The sequence below is a fragment of the Enterobacter sp. RHBSTW-00593 genome (genome assembly GCF_013784105.1).
Classification (GTDB): domain Bacteria; phylum Pseudomonadota; class Gammaproteobacteria; order Enterobacterales; family Enterobacteriaceae; genus Enterobacter; species Enterobacter ludwigii.
The window spans coordinates 1,007,951-1,025,473 of sequence record NZ_CP056393.1 but is presented as its reverse complement, the minus strand read 5'-3'; the positions used below and the strand labels follow the sequence as shown (position 1 = coordinate 1,025,473).

General features: G+C 56.7%; 16 protein-coding genes and 1 other RNA gene. 4 read left to right on the top strand and 13 right to left on the bottom strand.

Annotated elements, in window-relative coordinates; genetic code table 11:
• Positions 1–7: 7 nt before the first annotated feature.
• The 3 genes from HV242_RS04865 to yczE form a co-directional block, all read right to left on the bottom strand.
• Positions 8–3,100 (bottom strand): beta-galactosidase, encoded by a 3,093-nt coding sequence (locus HV242_RS04865; protein WP_050737457.1) that lies wholly within the window; start codon positions 3,098–3,100, stop codon positions 8–10.
• Between the two features lie 103 nt (positions 3,101–3,203).
• The gene (locus HV242_RS04860) at positions 3,204–4,274 is read right to left on the bottom strand and encodes a LacI family DNA-binding transcriptional regulator (RefSeq protein WP_041162448.1); all 1,071 of its coding nucleotides are present in this window, start codon (positions 4,272–4,274) and stop codon (positions 3,204–3,206) included.
• 78 nt (positions 4,275–4,352) lie between these two features.
• A complete protein-coding gene (gene yczE / locus HV242_RS04855) occupies positions 4,353–4,964 on the bottom strand; it encodes a membrane protein YczE (RefSeq protein ID WP_050737458.1) in 612 nt (203 codons plus the stop codon).
• 87 nt (positions 4,965–5,051) lie between these two features.
• On the opposite strand from yczE, the gene yczR reads away from it, so the two are divergent.
• On the top strand, positions 5,052–6,473 hold the full coding sequence (gene yczR, locus HV242_RS04850) for a MocR-like transcription factor YczR (RefSeq protein WP_025204848.1): 1,422 nt from the start codon (positions 5,052–5,054) through the stop codon (positions 6,471–6,473).
• Between the two features lie 80 nt (positions 6,474–6,553).
• On the opposite strand, the gene HV242_RS04845 is transcribed toward yczR, so the two are convergent.
• The 3 genes from HV242_RS04845 to ffs form a co-directional block, all read right to left on the bottom strand.
• Positions 6,554–6,769 carry a hypothetical protein gene (locus HV242_RS04845; RefSeq protein WP_014168888.1) on the bottom strand — a complete coding sequence of 72 codons (216 nt, stop codon included), beginning with the start codon at positions 6,767–6,769 and terminating at the stop codon, positions 6,554–6,556.
• Positions 6,766–7,017, bottom strand: coding sequence for a hypothetical protein (locus HV242_RS04840; protein ID WP_020885198.1), 252 nt, complete (start codon positions 7,015–7,017; stop codon positions 6,766–6,768). Before HV242_RS04840 ends, HV242_RS04845 begins: the two co-directional genes overlap by 4 nt.
• 267 nt (positions 7,018–7,284) lie before the next feature.
• Positions 7,285–7,381: signal recognition particle sRNA small type (ffs, locus tag HV242_RS04835), an RNA gene on the bottom strand.
• 170 nt (positions 7,382–7,551) lie between these two features.
• Between ffs and HV242_RS04830 the strand changes: the two genes are divergently transcribed.
• Complete coding sequence (locus HV242_RS04830; RefSeq protein WP_025204849.1) at positions 7,552–7,863, top strand: MGMT family protein; 312 nt, start codon at positions 7,552–7,554, stop codon at positions 7,861–7,863.
• A gap of 30 nt (positions 7,864–7,893) precedes the next feature.
• Here the strand turns inward: HV242_RS04830 and HV242_RS04825 are convergent, their stop codons facing one another.
• Positions 7,894–8,421 carry a YbaY family lipoprotein gene (locus HV242_RS04825; RefSeq protein ID WP_014168885.1) on the bottom strand — a complete coding sequence of 176 codons (528 nt, stop codon included), beginning with the start codon at positions 8,419–8,421 and terminating at the stop codon, positions 7,894–7,896.
• A 203-nt stretch (positions 8,422–8,624) separates the two neighbouring features.
• Between HV242_RS04825 and tesB the strand changes: the two genes are divergently transcribed.
• Positions 8,625–9,485, top strand: coding sequence for an acyl-CoA thioesterase II (gene tesB, locus HV242_RS04820; RefSeq protein WP_020885200.1), 861 nt, complete (start codon positions 8,625–8,627; stop codon positions 9,483–9,485).
• 75 nt (positions 9,486–9,560) lie between these two features.
• Here the strand turns inward: tesB and amtB are convergent, their stop codons facing one another.
• From amtB to HV242_RS04795, 5 genes are all read right to left on the bottom strand, one after another.
• Positions 9,561–10,847: an ammonium transporter AmtB gene (amtB, locus tag HV242_RS04815; protein WP_020885201.1), complete on the bottom strand. Its 1,287-nt coding sequence runs from the start codon at positions 10,845–10,847 to the stop codon at positions 9,561–9,563.
• Positions 10,848–10,882: 35 nt separating this feature from the next.
• Positions 10,883–11,221: a P-II family nitrogen regulator gene (gene glnK / locus HV242_RS04810; RefSeq protein WP_008503304.1), complete on the bottom strand. Its 339-nt coding sequence runs from the start codon at positions 11,219–11,221 to the stop codon at positions 10,883–10,885.
• A 222-nt stretch (positions 11,222–11,443) separates the two neighbouring features.
• Positions 11,444–13,225: a SmdB family multidrug efflux ABC transporter permease/ATP-binding protein gene (locus tag HV242_RS04805; RefSeq protein ID WP_020885202.1), complete on the bottom strand. Its 1,782-nt coding sequence runs from the start codon at positions 13,223–13,225 to the stop codon at positions 11,444–11,446.
• Positions 13,218–14,990 carry a SmdA family multidrug ABC transporter permease/ATP-binding protein gene (locus tag HV242_RS04800; protein WP_032681552.1) on the bottom strand — a complete coding sequence of 591 codons (1,773 nt, stop codon included), beginning with the start codon at positions 14,988–14,990 and terminating at the stop codon, positions 13,218–13,220. The genes HV242_RS04805 and HV242_RS04800 overlap by 8 nt, the downstream gene beginning before the upstream one ends.
• Before the next feature lie 50 nt (positions 14,991–15,040).
• The gene (locus HV242_RS04795; RefSeq protein ID WP_020885204.1) at positions 15,041–15,499 is read right to left on the bottom strand and encodes an Lrp/AsnC family transcriptional regulator; all 459 of its coding nucleotides are present in this window, start codon (positions 15,497–15,499) and stop codon (positions 15,041–15,043) included.
• Between the two features lie 115 nt (positions 15,500–15,614).
• On the opposite strand from HV242_RS04795, the gene HV242_RS04790 reads away from it, so the two are divergent.
• Complete coding sequence (locus HV242_RS04790; protein WP_025204852.1) at positions 15,615–16,661, top strand: PLP-dependent cysteine synthase family protein; 1,047 nt, start codon at positions 15,615–15,617, stop codon at positions 16,659–16,661.
• A gap of 41 nt (positions 16,662–16,702) precedes the next feature.
• On the opposite strand, the gene cof is transcribed toward HV242_RS04790, so the two are convergent.
• Positions 16,703–17,521 carry an HMP-PP phosphatase gene (gene cof, locus HV242_RS04785; protein ID WP_050737460.1) on the bottom strand — a complete coding sequence of 273 codons (819 nt, stop codon included), beginning with the start codon at positions 17,519–17,521 and terminating at the stop codon, positions 16,703–16,705.
• Between the last annotated feature and the right edge of the window lie 2 nt (positions 17,522–17,523).

The window sequence follows — 17,523 nt, the reverse complement described above, 5'->3', positions numbered from 1 at the left end:
TCTTTGCTCAGTCAGGGTTCTGCTGCCAGCTGAAGGTATAGCGAAGCTGGCGTTTCTGCAGAATAAATTCCGGCGAGACGCTGGGGCTCCACGAGTCATCACCGCCCACGCCCATATGGAACGCGTCCAGGTTAAGCCAACACCCCGGCTCCTCGCGCAACAGATGATGGTGAGTTGTCTCATGCAACTGCTGCTGGCTGTAGCGGCTGACGGAGAAATGGAACAGGCCATTCAGCCGATGCGCGCCCAGCAGCAGTTCACGGGTATCACAGCGCAGACCATTTTCTGTCGGGAAGATGTAAGGCGTGTGCATGGCTTCCAGCGATAATGTCCAGCGCCCCTGCTGAGCCGCCAGCGTTCTGTCCGGGTAATTTTCATGTGGCCCAAGCCCCAGCCACTGAACCGTTTCCGGCGTTGCGGCAAGGTGAACACTCAGGCCTACGCGTGCCGGTTCCGGGATATCAGACGCAATATCGACCTGAATATCGCCATGCAAAACGCCCCGATCGTCCACCCGCCAGACTTTACGGCTCAGGAAGAGCGCTTTACCGCGAAACTCCCAGACATGCAGGGTTTTCACCACCGCCTCGGCTGCATGCTGCTCTCCTTCACAGTGCAGTAATCGCGGGGTGAGCTCGTACATGCCTGCCGCTTTCCAGCGCTCAACCCACGCATTCGGATCGATTCGCGTGGCCTCGCTCACGCCAATATCATTGTCCAGCGGTGCGCGGCTAACGTTATCCGTCAGCGGTGAGAGCAGCGTTTCAACGCCATTGCGCCACCATTGCGTCAGGTGTCCTGACGCGCGGTTGAACTGCCAGCGTTGCTGCTGATGTACCAGCTCAAGCACGTCGCCAGTTTGCGTTAACACCGGCGGTACACCTTCTGGCACTGGCGGGGCGATATACAGGGGAGTCGGAACCGGCCACTGCTCCCACGCGCAGCGATGGTTTGCCGGTGACCACGGCGTCGCCCGCGGCTGGTGCACTTCAACGTTCAGCCAGACGTCACCCGCTTCAGGCGCCAGCGCTGGCAGGTCTATGTCCAGACGCTGTGTGCCCTGGGGAGCAATGGAGAGCGTCACGTCCCCTCTGGCCAGCACGTTGCCATCGCGGACAAGGGTCCAGCGCAGCACCTCGTTATCGGTATGACGGAACAGGTAATCGCTGTGGACTTCAATCACCAGCGGAGACGTACTTACCCGCGTAAAGCTGAAAAACTGCTGAGCGCGCTGGGCTTCATACAGCGCCGGATGCGGTGTGCGATCGGGAAAAACCAGCCCGTTAAGGCAGAACTGGCGGTCATTGGGCGTGTCGCCAAAATCTCCCCCGTAGGCCCAGAACGGTGTGCCATTGTCATCTTTTCTGGTCAGCGCCTGGTCAACCCAGTCCCAGACAAATCCCCCCTGCAGGCGAGGATGGCGGCGAAACGCCTGCCAGTATTTGGCAAAACCACCGAAGCTGTTCCCCATCGCGTGGGCGTATTCACAGAGAATAAGCGGACGCGTTTCATCCGGCATGCCGATCCATTTTTTAACAGACCATTTCGGTACCGCCGGGAAGGGCTGATCCTGATCGACCCGGGCATACATCGGGCACACGATATCGGTCGCTGCCGTATTCGCCCCACCGCCTTCGTACTGCACCGGACGCGTCGGATCGGTGGTTTTCAGCCAGCGATACAGTGCGTCATGGTTCGCGCCATGGCCGGACTCATTCCCCAGCGACCAGATGATAATCGAAGGATGATTGCGGTCGCGCTGCACCATGCGGGTGACGCGTTCGCTCATGGCAGGGAGCCAGCGCGGATCGTCAGCAAGGCGACTCATCGGCACCATGCCGTGGGTTTCAATATTGGCTTCGTCGACGACATACAAACCATAGCGGTCGCAAAGCGAGTACCACAGCGGATGGTTCGGATAGTGCGAGCAGCGCACGGCGTTGAAGTTATGCTGCTTCATGAGTTCGATATCGCGACGCATCGTCGCTTCATCCATCACCTGGCCGTTTTCCGGGTGATGCTCATGTCGGTTAACGCCACGGATCAGCAGGGGTTTACCGTTGAGCTTCAGCAGGCCATTGCTGATCTCTATGCGGCGGACCCCCACATCGCAGGCCTCCGTTTCCAGCACCTCACCCTGCGCGTTCAGAAGGGTCATCGTCAGGCGATAAAGTTCCGGCGTTTCCGCACTCCACAAGGCGGGCGCCTCAACGGGGAGCGTCACCGTTAGCCGCTCGGCCCAGCCGCCGCGCTCATCGACAACAGCTGTGCCCGGCCGCCCGGTGACACTGGCGCATTTTTCGCCGTTGCGCCAGAGGGTAAACGCCACCTCACACTCCGCAAACTGTGCGCCTGCGAGCGCGAGATCCATCTTCAGCACCGCGCGATCCCGCTCCGCATTCAGGTCAGTCACAACCTGATAATCGGCTATGTGCGTCTCTGGCTTATGCAGCAGCGACACATCGCGGAAAATCCCGCTCATGCGCCACATGTCCTGATCTTCCAGATAGCTCCCGTCGCACCAGCGCAACACCATGACCGCAATGCGGTTCTGGCCAGGACGCAGCACCGTTGAAAGATCGAATTCGGCGGGCAGTCGGCTGTCCTGTGAATAACCGATCCACTGACCGTTACACCACAGATGAAACGCCGAATTCACGCCATCGAAGATAATGCGGGTTTGGCCGCTCTGCAGCCAGGCATCATCCATCTCAAATGTGAGCGAGTAACAACCGGTTGGGTTTTCTTGCGGCACAAACGGTGGGTTTACAGGGATAGGATAGGTCACGTTGGTGTAGATGGGCGTGTCGAACCCCTGCATCTGCCAGTTAGAGGGCACGGGCATGAGGACCGCATCGGCGCAATCTTCACTGACCCATACCGATGGAACCTGCTCCGGTGCAGGAAAGAAGCTAAAATGCCACTCCCCGTTAAGCAGGCGTCGGCTGACGGTTCCCCCGTCTTCTCTGGCGGAGTGTTCGTCACGCCAGCTGTGCAAGGGAGCATGTGCTGCCAGGCGATTCCACTGGGTGACTCCGGGATTTTCCCAGTCCCGACGAGCCAGAAGTGCGCTGAGAGTCAGCGATGGAGTATTGGACATATTAACCTCTTTGCGAAGCGCTCACAATTTTAGCTAACATGCCCTGGCTACCGGGTGCGGTAAAGCGTCGGATCGCGGGGTAGCGAGTCAGATCACAAAAGTCTTACCGGCGGGCAAGTTGCTCAGCCGCTAACGCCAGGCTCCTGAGCTGCTGTGCCAGATCCTCGCGTTCGATCTGCTGCGGATCGTGGCGAGCGGTAGAATGGCGGGTCACCAGCGTCACCGGAAGCTGAACCTGCCAGCATGCATCACCCTCAACTGGCGCCAGCAGCCACTCCACGCTTCGTTCGCCGGCCTCGCGAAAAGCCTGGCGAATGGTGGTCAGTGGGGGAGAAAACCAGGCGCTGTCTGCCGTATCGTCGAACCCGACAACCGACATCTGGCCCGGGATCGCGGTCCCTTTTTCCGCACAGGCGCGCATCACCCCCAGCGCCATTTGGTCATTCGCGACCACTATTGCATCCGGGAGTTGCGCGGCAGATAACAGCAAATGTCCTTTCTCATATCCGCTTGCCGCACTCCAGTCGCCGTGCGCCACCGCGACAGCCTCAAGCCCGGCCTGTGCCAGCGTGGCGTTCCAGCCTGCGAGACGTGCTCGGGCAGAGACAGAGCTCTCCGGTCCGCTCAGCAGCGCTATACGCTCATGCCCCAGCGAAAGCAGATGCTCAATCCCGAGACGAGCACCCTGCTCTGCATTAAACACAAGACTGTTTACCTGAGCCGAGGGCGAGACATCCAGAAACAGCACCGGAATGGGCGATGCGAGGGCTTTTAGCGCTTCAGCATGAGGATCCTCCAGCGGCACATTCACCAGTAGAGCTTCCACACGCTGCGCCAGCAACGCCTGGAGGGCAGACTGGCACTGCTGTGGATGTTCCACCATTGAGATAAGCACGCTCGCCCCCTGCTCAACCGCCCGGGATTTTACCGCCGAAACAATCTGCGAAGGGGCGTGCAGCGCCAGATCGGTAGTAATAAGACCAAGCGTACGGGTACGTTTACCCGCCAGCTGTTGTGCTCTGAGATTGGGGACGTAGTGCAGTTCCGCCATCGCCTGCTGCACCTTTTCCCGCGTGCGGGCAGAGACATGCTCCGCGTCGTTAATCACACGGGAAACGGTCTGATAAGAAACCCCCGCAAGGAGGGCGACATCATAGAGAGTGATTGCTTTCATGCATTCTGGCATCGCGTCATTCGAAGGCCACCATTCTGACACAGCGACGCCATGAAAACATGTGAGCGCTTCGCAGAATTAAACAACCCGCTCCGGCTGGGGAGTCTTCTCAACGCGCGGCTTATAACGGAACAGAGGCAAGCAGATCTGGATAAGCGGGCCAATGGTCAGAGCATACGCGACGGTGCCTATCCCGAACGTTCCGCCCAGCATGCACCCAATCAGCAGCACGGACACTTCAATCGAGGTACGCACGCTGCGGATGGACCATCCCATACGGGCATGGATCCCGGTCATGAGACCGTCGCGCGGGCCCGCCCCGAAACCGGCACCGATATACATACCGGTGGCTATCGCGTTCACGACAATTCCGGCCACCAGCAGCGCGACACGCAGGGGCAGCGAGGTCACCTCGGGGATCAGGGCCATGGAGGCATCTGCCGCCAGGCCAATAATAATCACGTTACTGAGGGTTCCCAGACCAGGCATCTGACGCAGCGGGATCCACAGCAGCAGTACCGCCGCACCGGTTAAAATAATCACCATCCCAATGCTCAACCCCAGCTGGATCGCCACACCAAGGTGGAAGACGTCCCACGGGTCGAGCCCCAGATCCGAACGAATAAACATCGTGGTTGAAAGCCCATACAGCCCTAAACCGACATACAGTTGTAGCAGACGACGTACCATTTTTTATCTTCTCCAGTGAACCAGGCTTTCATCTTGAGCGAAAATGGCATTATGATTAATGTCCAGTTTTCAAATAGTGGACTGCACATGTCATCTCGCCGCTTCGGAAGCCAGTCATTGGTACGCCTGTTAGGCCACTGGCAACAAACCTCGTCCCGGACCCCGCTCTGGCGTCAGCTGGCGGATGCGTTACGCCTGTTAATTCTTGATGGCCGACTGGCGCTTAACACCCGTCTACCCGGCGAGCGGGAGCTGGCCACTGCGCTGGATGTGAGCCGGACCACCATCAGCAGCGCACTCGCCCATCTGCGTGAGGAAGGTTATCTTGAAAGCCGCCACGGCAGCGGTTCACGCGTGATCCTGCCCGACACACGCGCCGTGCCGACCCTTTCAGCAGCCAGTGCCGCGCTGGATCTCTCCACCGCGGCGCTCAATGCCGGGCCTGAGATCCACCAGGCCTATACCCATGCGCTCACGGCCATTACGCAACATCTCTCGCTTACGGGTTACGATCAGCTTGGGTTGCCGGCGCTGCGGGAAGCCATCGCCGCACGCTATACCGCGCGGGGGCTTCCGACCCGGACAGACGAGGTGATGGTGGTCAATGGTGCGGTCAGCGGTTTTGCGCTGGTCCTGCGGATGATGACCGGCCCGGGGGATCGCGTCGTGGTCGATCATCCCACTTACCCGCTGGCGATCGCCGCCATTCAGGGAGCGCAGTGCCGTCCAGTGGGTGTGTCGCTGCCGGAAACGGGCTGGGATACCCATGGGTTTGCCGCAACGCTTGCCCAGACAGCGCCGCGCCTGGCGTACCTGATGCCCGATTTTCATAACCCGACCGGGCGATGCATGGATATTCCCACCCGTCAGGCAATCACCGAGATTGCCGCGCAAACCCGCACGACGCTGGTAGTAGATGAAACGATGGTGGATCTGTGGTTTGACTCGCCCCCGCCGCCGCCGCTGGCGTCATTTAACCCGCAGGCCACCGTGATAACGTTAGGCTCTGCCGGAAAAAGTTTCTGGGGCGGCCTTCGTCTTGGCTGGATCCGTGCCTCCTCGCGCACCATCGCTACGCTTGCCCAGACGCGGGATACCCTGGATTTAGGATCGCCCATGCTCGAACAGCTGGCGACGCTGTGGCTTATCAATAACAGCGAAACGTTTTTGCCTGCTCGCCGGAAGATGCTGGCGGAACGGCGAGACCAATGCGGCGCGCTGTTGCGCGAGCACTTCCCTGAATGGACATTCCATGAAGCGGAAGGCGGGCTTTCCTACTGGATTGAACTGCCGGGGATGCTGGCAACACAGCTTGCTGCACGCGCAGAGATACTGGGAATCAACCTGGGGACCGGCACGCGGTTTGGTTTATCGGGTGCGTTTGATCGGTATTTACGTATGCCCTTTTCACTCGATCCGGCTGAGCTTGAACAGGCATTACTGAGAATTAAACCCTTGTGGCTCGCCCTGAATAAAAACGTGCCATCAATAAAAAGAAGTCTGGTTTGATATAAAAAATTTGAAGTGGATCATAAAATAAAAACTGCTGACTGTCACAGATACAGTCAGCAGTTTTCACCATTCAGGATTTAGTGCTGAGGAGGAATAGGAAAACCTTTCAGTGAAATAACGAAATTTTCACCGTCTTTCTTTATTTTTGCGCCGGTATCACACCAGTCAGACGCAATACGAAAGAACTCATCACTTCCTACATTCCAGCCAAGACGTACATGCTTCACGTAGCCTGAACGCAACAGATCGCAGGCCTCGTTGTAGTCACTGGCAGTTGACAGTTGTTGTTTCATTTTCTCTTCTTAAGAATTTTACGTAGAGCCTTGATTTCTTTAGGAGTAAATGGAGAAACACTCTCTTCTTCCGTATGCTGGTTATCAATATCCTCTTCCGATACTCCCGCCTCTTCTACCGCTTCGAATGCCAGCAGCAGCAGTTTCTCTGTCGTCACGCTTAAATTCTCGTTATTAACTTCAGCATAGTGGCGAAGTCTTTCTTTTAGCGCTTGATCAATCTTAACGTTTAACACCGCAGTAGCCATGTTTGTCACTTCCCTTCGGAATAAGTACTTTATTTAATACACGAACTTACCAATGTTATCCAGATATATATTTTTAAGTTATGACAGAAAAAAGACATCCGATATTAAAATGACAGTCTATTATTACAGGTTTATGACAGTAATATTTCAATGCAATGAAATATATATTACATGCGTCAGTAAAGTCCTAATAACGTTGTGGATTAAAGGCTATTCGAAGCGAAGAGAAACAGGGATAGTGCTGGTGAGAGCAGAAATGGGTGGGGGCCCTGCCAGCTACATCCCGGCACACACGTCGTCTGCCCTGGCTGCTTCCTTCCGGACCTGACCTGGTGAACAGAGTAGCGTTGCGGGAGAACCAACAGAGCCCCCATTGAGAGCGTTGATAACCAACGCGCTGGCGCATTATCCCTGTGCTTACCGCCAATTGCAAGCGACCCGCAACTGGATGCTGGTTTCTTGCGCAAACTGGCGCAGCAATTGGGTTTATCTTCGTTTAACATGACTGTCCAGACATTCCCCACAGGTAGACGTATGGACGAACATGACTCCTTTCCACAACGCGTATGGCAAATTGTGGCCTCTGTGCCGGAAGGTTATGTCACCACCTATGGCGACGTAGCGCGTCTGGCCGGTTCCCCGCGTGCGGCGCGGCAGGTCGGTGGCGTACTGAAAAGGTTGCCGGAAGGAAGCACCCTGCCCTGGCATCGGGTGGTAAATCGTCATGGGGCGATCTCGTTGACCGGGCCGGATCTGCAGCGCCAGCGTCAGGCGTTACTGTCAGAAGGGGTGCAGGTGTCGGGGTCAGGACAGATTGATTTGCAAAAGTACCGCTGGGTGTATTAAACCCTCTCCCGAAGGAGAGGGTTTAAAGCGTTACATCTGGGTCGGAGGTGTTGGCAGAGACGGTTGGTTAGTCTGTGGCGCAACCGGCACTTCGGTTTGCTGTACCGGAACCAGGTTCAGGTCAACTTTTGTCCCGCCGTGGTTAATCGCTTCCTGCACCGTATCGGTGATAAACACCAGTTTATCGTTGATCGTTACTGCTGCGCTCAGGAGGATACGGGCATTAGGCTGCACGTCTGATGGGTTATACGGCAACACGAAGCTAAACGGTGCCTGCTTACCTTCCGTACGTACGGCACGCTGGGCCAATACTTTAGACGGCGCGTCTGCCAGGGAAGCATCAGACAGGGTTACCGTTAATACCGCATCTGGCGGTAACGCGACTTTCTGTTTAATCCAGATAGTCCCGGAAACGTTAGGCTGCTGAATGGACTGCTGTGAGAGTGTATTAATCCCGTTTGGATCTGCTGCTGGCACCGGCACCTGGGCGCTCTTTCCTGCACAGGCGGACAACGCCACCGCAATTGCTACACCACTTAGCATGGGCACGAGTTTCATTGAAGTCTCCTTATCATCAATGCACCAGCGGGATCGATCCCATCCGATGTCGTTTCAATCACATAACACAGGTAAGTTTGGCACAGATCACTGATTTATGCCTAAAATCGTCCAGATATTCAGATTATTCTACCCATCGGACCACTTTCATTTCTGCGTTATACTCTGCCTATCTTTCGCTACGGCGTTTATTGAGGACAACTATGAGTCAGGCACTGAACAATCTGCTGACATTACTGAATCTGGAAAAAATTGAGGAAGGACTCTTTCGCGGACAGAGCGAAGATCTCGGCTTACGCCAGGTCTTCGGCGGGCAAGTCGTAGGACAAGCGCTCTACGCAGCAAAGGAGACCGTCCCTGCAGACCGTCTGGTGCACTCATTTCACAGCTACTTCTTACGCCCTGGTGATAGCGCGAAACCCATCGTGTATGACGTTGAGGTATTGCGGGATGGCAACAGCTTTAGCGCGCGTCGTGTCGCAGCGGTTCAGAATGGCAAGCCTATCTTTTACATGACCGCCTCGTTCCAGGCGCCGGAACCGGGTTATGAGCATCAGAAAACGATGCCACCCGCGCCGTCGCCAGACGATCTCAAATCCGAGACCGATATCGCCCGTGCGCTGGCGCATCTGCTTCCACCGCAGGTAAAGGAGAAGTTTCTCTGCGATAAACCGCTTGAGATCCGCCCTGTCGAATTCCATAACCCGATGAAAGGCCACACGGCCGAGCCAAAGCGCCAGGTCTGGATCCGCGCTAACGGCACCGTGCCCGCGGATTTCCGCGTTCATCAGTATCTGCTGGGTTATGCCTCAGATTTCAACTTCCTGCCGGTGGCGCTGCAGCCGCACGGCGTGGGCTTCCTTGAAAAAGGGATGCAGGTGGCCACCATCGATCACTCCATGTGGTTCCATCGTCCGTTCGACATGAACGAGTGGCTGCTCTACAGCGTGGAGAGTACCTCGGCGTCAAGCGCGCGCGGCTTTGTGCGTGGTGAGTTTTACACTCAGGATGGCGTGCTGGTCGCGTCGACGGTGCAGGAAGGGGTAATGCGTAACCGCGGGTGATGCTGTACTGCGGCCCTCTCCCGACGGGAGAGGGAACAAAACGAAAACGGCAACCCTGGGTTGCCGTTTTGCTTATCAGGCGTTGTACGCATTCTCGCCGTGGCTGTTGACGTCCAGACCTTCGCGTTCCTGCTCTTCCGGAACACGCAGACCGACGGTCATATCCGCCAGCTTATAGCCGATGAAGGCCACAACGGCAGACCACACGACGGTGATGGCAATACTTTCCAACTGCACCAGCACCTGGTGAACCATGGTGACGCCTTCTGCGTAACCCACGCCACCCAGCGATTTCGCCGCGAAGATACCGGTCATGATACAGCCGACGATGCCGCAGACGCCGTGTACACCGAAGACATCGCACGGGTCATCGACGCGCAGAACACGTTTCAGCGCCGTCACACCCCACAGACCCGCCAGACCGGCGACCAGCCCGACAAGCAGCGCGCCGCCAACACCGACGTAGCCACAAGCTGGCGTGATACCAACCAGACCGGCAATTGCACCTGAACAGGCACCCAGCAGCGAAGGCTTACCGCGTACCGCCCATTCACCAAATACCCATGAGAGGATCGCACCCGCCGTTGCCACAACCGTGTTCACGAAGGCCAGCGCGGCGATTTCGTTTGCAGCACTTGCTGAACCGGCGTTGAAGCCGAACCAGCCAAAGTAAAGGATCGCTGTACCGGTAAAGACCATCGGCAGGTTGTGCGGTTTGAACGCTTCTTTACCGAAGCCAACGCGTTTGCCAATCAGGTATGCCCCTACCAGGCCCGCCACCGCGGCGTTGATGTGTACAACGGTACCGCCTGCGAAGTCCAGCGCGCCATGGCTCGCCAGCAGACCGCCACCCCAGACCATGTGCGCAATCGGCACATAGGAGAGCGTCAGCCAGACCACCACGAAGATCAGGACGGCGGAGAAGCGAATACGCTCAGCCAGCGCACCGACGATCAGTCCGACGGTGATACAGGCGAACGAGCCCTGGAAGGCAACGTGAATATATTGATAGAAACTGCCCATCAGCGCGGTCAGTTCGATGTTTTTCAGCATGACCCAGTCAAAGTTTCCGAAGAACGCATTGCCCGTGCCGAAGGCCAGAGAGTAACCGTAGACCACCCACAACACGCAAACCAGCGCGAACGTGACGGCAACCTGCGTCAGCATGGAGAGAACGTTTTTGCCACGGATCAGGCCGCCGTAGAACAGCGCAATGCCCGGAATGGACATGAACAGCACCAGCGCGGTGCTGATCATCATAAAGGCGTTATCGGCTTTGTCTGCCACCGCAGGGGCAGCCAGTGCCAGGCCCGGCAGCAGTGCCAGCGAACCCAGACCCGTTTTGATTGTTGCTATCTTCATTTTCTCGATCCCTATCACTGTGTGCCAGGAGTTACTTACAGTGCCGCTTCGTCAGATTCGCCGGTACGGATGCGAATGACGCGCTGCAATTCGGCAACGAAAATTTTGCCGTCGCCAATTTTGCCGGTGTAGGCCGCTTTGCTAATGACATCAATAACTTCATCAAGCTGGTCATCAGCAATCGCGACATCAATTTTTACTTTTGGCAGGAAGTTAACGCTGTATTCTGCCCCGCGGTAAAGCTCGGCATGACCCTTCTGACGACCAAAGCCTTTCACTTCGGTGACAGTCAGTCCCTGAATACCCATGGAAGACAATGCTTCACGCACGTCTTCGAGTTTGAATGGTTTGATTACAACCGTAACCAGCTTCATAGATCCCCTCCAGTCAGAATTCGGTAATGGCCGCCGCTAATACGCAGAAGACATTGCAAGGGGTGTGCCAGAAATGAAAACCTGAGGGAAACGCGCTGCAATGAGCATTACACGAGCATGTTTAACGAACCGGTGAAAAAAAACGCACCATGACAGTGCACGGTGCGTTTCAGTTTTGCACCAACAGTAATGACTGTTAGCGCGCTGCCTTGTTTTGGTGCATCAGGCGCTGAGGGATTCGTCCTCACGCACGCTGGCGGCCAGCTCTTCACCGGCCAGCTGCAGCTGATACATCTGCCAGTAGCGCCCTTTTGCTTCGAGCAGCTCCCGGTGCGTACCGCGTTCGACGGCCTGACCGCGATGCAGCACCAGGATGGTGTCTGCGTCGACAATCGTTGAAAGACGGTGTGCGATAACCACCAGCGTCGTGTGATCACGCACCGCGGCCAGCGCCAGCTGGATAGCCTGCTCAGTACCAGAGTCAATGCTGGCGGTCGCTTCGTCGAGTATCAGCACCTGCGGCGTTTCAATCAGCACCCGCGCCAGGGCCAGAAGCTGCTTTTGTCCCACCGAGAGGTTATTCCCCTGCTCACCAAGCCGGGTATTGATCCCATCGCTAAAGCCGCGCGCCAGCTCTGCCAGCTGCACGGTTTCCAGCACATCCCACACCTGTTGCTGGGTATAATCCCGCCCCAGGGTGACGTTGGCGTAAAAGGTATCGGCCATGACCACCGGGTCTTGCTGCACCATTGCAACGCCTTTGCGCAACACATTGTGGCTCAGTGATGCGAGCGGACGACCATCAATGCGGATTTCACCCTGACTGACCGGGTAATAGCCCATCAACAGGCTGGCGAGGGTACTTTTGCCGCTGCCGGTATGCCCCACCAGCGCCACAAAGCCGCGCGACGGCACATCAAGAGAGATGTCCTGCAACACCAGACGGTCTTCACGGTAAGCAAACGAGACCTTATCAAACGTAATCTCTCCGCTTTGCAAAGGACGCTCATCATCGCCGTAGGTCTGACGTGGCCGGTCCATCAGTTCGAACACGCGCTCCCCCGCCACCACGGCCTGTTGCAACATAGACTGCTGGGTGGTGAGTTCTATCAACGGTTCATTAAGGCGTCCCAGATAGCTGATAAAAGCGTACAGAACCCCAACTTCAATTGTTCCGTTCGCGCTCATCCCGAAAAGCATCAGCAGGCCACAGAGAACCAGCGCCGAGAAGAGGCTCAGCAGTGGACGTAGCAGGAAACCGTCCAGTCGCAGCGTCTGCATACGCGCCATATAGTGCGACCGGCTGGCTTCCCCCATGCGCTCACCAAAGCGAGCCTGCTGGCGGAACTGCTGAATGACGCTCATGCCGTTGATCACTTCGTTGAAGCCATCGTTGATATCGGCCAGATAGGCCCGCACCCGACGCACAATCGGCGTGCTGTAGCGTTGATAGATGACCATTACAATCAATACGGCCGGGAAGATGGTGATCGCCACCAGAGCCATACGCCAGTTGAGGCTGAACATCGCCACCAGCATGGCGCCAATCAGCGCCGCGCTGCGCAGCACGGTTGCCACGACGGTGACATACAGATCGCGGATCACCTCGGTATCGTTGGTCACCCGGGATATCACCTGCCCAACCGGCTGGGTATCAAACTCGCTCAACGGCTGGCGCAGTGCCGCATCCATCACATCCGTACGTAACTTCTGCACCACGCCCACGGCCGCCCGGTTAAAGAGCAGGGACTGGGCGTAATGCAGTGACGCCGCAGTCAGCTGTAGCCCAACGTAGGCCACACCTAACCCCGCGACGAGCCCCAGCGGCAAATAGCTTTTCGCCACCATATTGTCGATAAAGTAGCTGATGAGCAGCGGACCGCTCACTTCTGCAATCGCGGCAATCCACAGCAACAGTACGGCAAGCGAAAGCGGTTTTCGCCACGGAGAACCATAGGCCAGCAGGCGTTTTAGCGTCGGCCACTGCGTCACGGTCTTACGCATTAGCGTTCTCCTCATCCTGTTCCGGGGCGTCGTCCAGCGCAGCTTCAAGCTGCTGATAACGATACATATCGCGATACCAGCCCGGTTGCTCCGCAAGTTGTTCATGCTGTCCGCGCTGGGCAATGTGCCCGTGCTGTAATACCAGAATTTCATTGGCTTCCGTCAGCGCCGACAACCGGTGTGCACTGATGATCACCGTCCTTCCATCCCCCCACTGTCGCAGGTTATGCAGGATCTGGTGCTCGGTGCGGCCATCGACGGCGGAGAGCGCATCATCAAGGATCAGGATTTCGGCATTCAGCAGCAGCGCGCGGGCAATCGAGAGACGCTGTTTTTGCCCGCCGGAAAGCATAACGCCACGCTCACCCACTTCCGTTTCATAGCCCTGTGGCAGACGCAGAATATCGTCATGGACGCTGGCCAGGCGCGCGACGTGCTCAATCTCTTCCTGAGTCGCCGCCGGGCGTCCGAGGGCAATGTTATTCGCCACGGTGTCAGAAAAGAGAAACGGCGTCTGGCTGACCACCGCCAGACGACCGCGCCAGTCATCGAGCAGCAGGTTCGTCAACGGAATATCATGGAAGCGAATATCGCCCTGCGTGACGTCAAAGTGACGTTGAATCAGGGAGAGTACGGTACTTTTCCCGGCGCCTGTCGGACCGCAGATACCGAGCATCTGACCCGGTTTGAGCGTAAAGCTGACGTTCTCCAGTACCGTATGTTCCGTTTGCGGATACACAAACTTACGGACGTCGACATTCATCACGCCGCGCCCTTCCGGTACCGATTCGCTACCGTCATTCACCACTGGCGCTTCGGCAAGCATAGCGCGAATACGGCTGTAGGCGGCGCTGCCGCGCTCTACGATGTTAAACATCCAGGCCAGTGCCAGCATCGGCCATATCATCAGCCCCAGGTACATGGCAAAGCTGGTCAATTGCCCGAGGGTTAGCGAGCCCTGCACCACCATCCAGCTCCCGCCGCCAATGGCCAACAGGTTTGCCATGCCAATCGCGACATAGATTGTCGGGTCAAACCGCGCATCGATACGCGCAACGCGCATGTTCTTCGCCCCCGTGTCGGCGGCATCGGCTGCAAACAGCGCGGATTGTCGATCTTCCAGGCCAAACGCTTTGATCATGCGGATGCTGGTCATGCTCTCCTGCGTACGGTCATTCAGCGAGGAAAACGCCGCCTGCGCCAGCTTGAAGCGCTCATGAAGCTGTTCGCCATAGCGGTTTATCGCCAGCGCCATCAGCGGCATAGGCAGCAACGCCAGCAGCGTGAGCTGCCAGCTTATCTGGGTGGACATCACAATCAGAACCGCACAGCCCATCACCAGAGAGTCCACCAGCGTTAACACACCTTCCCCGGCGGCAAACACGACGCGGTCAACGTCATTGGTGGCGCGAGCGATAAGATCCCCGGTGCGATGACGCAGGTAGAACTCGGGATGCTGGCGGCTCAGCTGGCGATAAAAATCTTCACGCAGTTCGACGGCCAGCTGATAGGACGCGCCAAACAGCAGTACCCGCCAGACGTAGCGCAGCAGATAGACAATGATGGCCGTCAGCACCAGCGTGCCGACCCACATCAACACCCGTGCGGTGGTGTAATGCTGTTCTGTAACGCCATCCACCACGTATCCCACCACTTTCGGTGGAATTAACTGCAGGATGGCAATGATAATAAGCAGGGCCACAGCGCCGAGGTAGCGTTGCCACTCCCGACGAAAGTACCAGCTTAATTGGGCAAATAATCGCACGCGGTTTGTTCCTGAAGGTATGGATCCGGCTACGCCGGGAAGTTATTCAATTAATCAATGGGTAGTGCTGTGGTGTATTTAATCTGTTCCATGGCGAAGCTCGAGGTGACGTCCGACAAGCCCGGTACGCTGTTCACCAGCCGCTTGTAAAAATCATCATAACGCTTCATGTCTGCCACCTGGACGCGCATCAGATAGTCATACTCTCCCGCCATGCGCCAGAAACCGAGCACCTCCGGCATCTCGGAGACCTGTGTTACGAAGCGGCTGTACCACTCGCTGCTGTGATGTTGGGTTTTTATCAGGACAAATGCCGTCAACCCAAGCCCCAGTTTTTCGGGATCTAAAAGTGCGACTCGCCCCAGAAGGATGCCGTCATCTTCAAGCTTCTTGAGGCGCTTCCAGCACGGCGTGGTGGTCAGATTAACGGCATCTGCCAGTGCCTGCAAAGAGAGGGTACAGTCACTTTGCAGTAAAGAAAGCAGCTTACGGTCTATTTTATCTAGCATACCCACCTCACAGAGAAAAATTTTCTCCCTTCATTCTATTTTAAAGGCCATATAGCAACAATTTTTTCTGTGCTTTTCGCTATGCTGGGCACAAAATGACAAACGGATAAATACGATGAATAGCGCCTGGGTTAAACATGCCATCAGCGAAATCAATGCCGACTATCAGCGCTCGGCGGACACCCATCTCATTCGCCTGGCTCTGCCGGGTTTTGCTGGCATCCAGCTGTACCTGAAAGATGAAAGCACCCATCCCACCGGTAGCCTGAAGCATCGCCTGGCGCGTTCACTCTTTTTATACGGTTTGTGTAACGGCTGGATTAAAGAGGGAACCACGATTATTGAATCCTCCTCCGGTTCAACCGCCGTATCCGAAGCCTACTTTGCCCGCCTGCTGGGCCTGCCGTTTATCGCCGTGATGCCCTCCTGCACCGCGAAACGAAAAATTGAGCAGATCGAATTTTACGGTGGACGCTGCCACTTTGTGGAAAGCGCCTGCGAAATTTACGCCGCGTCTGAAATGCTGGCCCGTGAGCTGAATGGCCACTATATGGACCAGTTCACCTTTGCCGAGCGGGCCACAGACTGGCGCGGCAATAACAACATTGCCGACAGTATTTTCCGCCAGATGACCCACGAACCTCACCCTGTTCCGTCGTACATCGTGATGAGCGCCGGTACTGGCGGCACCTCAGCCACCCTGGGACGTTACATCCGCTGTCAGGGCTATGATACGCAGCTGATGGTGGTGGATCCGCAGAACTCGGTATTCCTGGACTACTGGCAAAGCCGCAATGCAGATCTGCGCAGCCCGGTGGGCAGTAAGATTGAAGGTATTGGCCGCCCGCGCGTGGAGCCTTCATTCATTCCGGACGTGGTGGATGAAATGCTCCGCGTGCCGGATGCCGCCAGCGTGGCAACCGCGCACTGGCTGGAGACACAGATTGGCCGTAAAGTCGGTGCTTCTACCGGCACCAACATGTGGGGAGCCCTGCAGCTTGCGGCTCGCATGCGTGAAGAGGGGCGCACCGGCTCTATCGTCACCCTGCTCTGCGACAGCGGCGAGCGCTATCTTGAGACCTATTACAATGCGCAGTGGATTCAGGCAAACATCGGCGATATTGAGCCGTGGAAAGCGCAGATTACGCAGCTGGTGAAATAAAAAAAAGCCAGACCGGGGTCTGGCTTGCTGGAAGGGTCTCACTATTCGGGGGAATATGGGAGGTTGTTGTTGTCCAGCCAATGCGTCAAAAAATGAGACACAGCTTCGTTACCGCAGTGCCCGATAACCGGTAGATAGGGAAGCTCTGCCTTCAACTGCGGCATCGCATTTCCCATGATCAGACCGCGACCAACGCTGCCCAGCATTTCGCGGTCGTTCATGGCGTCGCCAAACGCCATACATTCCTGCATCGTTAAGCCTAAGTGATCGCTCAGTACCGCCAGCGCCGATCCTTTATTACACCCAACCGGCAAAACCTCGAGACAGTCCACCGCTGAAAAGGTCAGGTGCGCCCGGTCGCCTAACGCGTCATTCAGCTGAATGCGTAAGCGACAAAGATCGTCATGATCGCCGCAGAAACAGATCTTCGTCACCGCGTGAGCCGGAATACGGCGCAGATCGATAAGCTGATAGCGGAAACCACTGTAGACATGGGCGTGCAGCAATGCCGGAATGTCATGCCCGGTAAACCAGCCGTTATCGTTAAAGACATGAACGCTGGCCCGGGTGTCCCAGGTGCTGTGCAATACGATATCTGCCACTTCCGGGTTGAGATCCTGACGGTGGAGAACATCGCCTTCGACAGAGTGAATGCGTGTCCCGTTGCCGGTAATAAGAAAAGCATCCAGGGAAAATGCCCCCAGCAAATGGCGCATCTCCAGCACATGACGGCCGGTGGCAAACGTCAGGGTGACATCACGTTCATGCAGGCGCTTCAGGGTACTCAGGGTTTTCTCACCCAGACGGTGATCCGGCATTAACAACGTACCGTCCATATCAAACGCAGCGAGACGAGCCATGA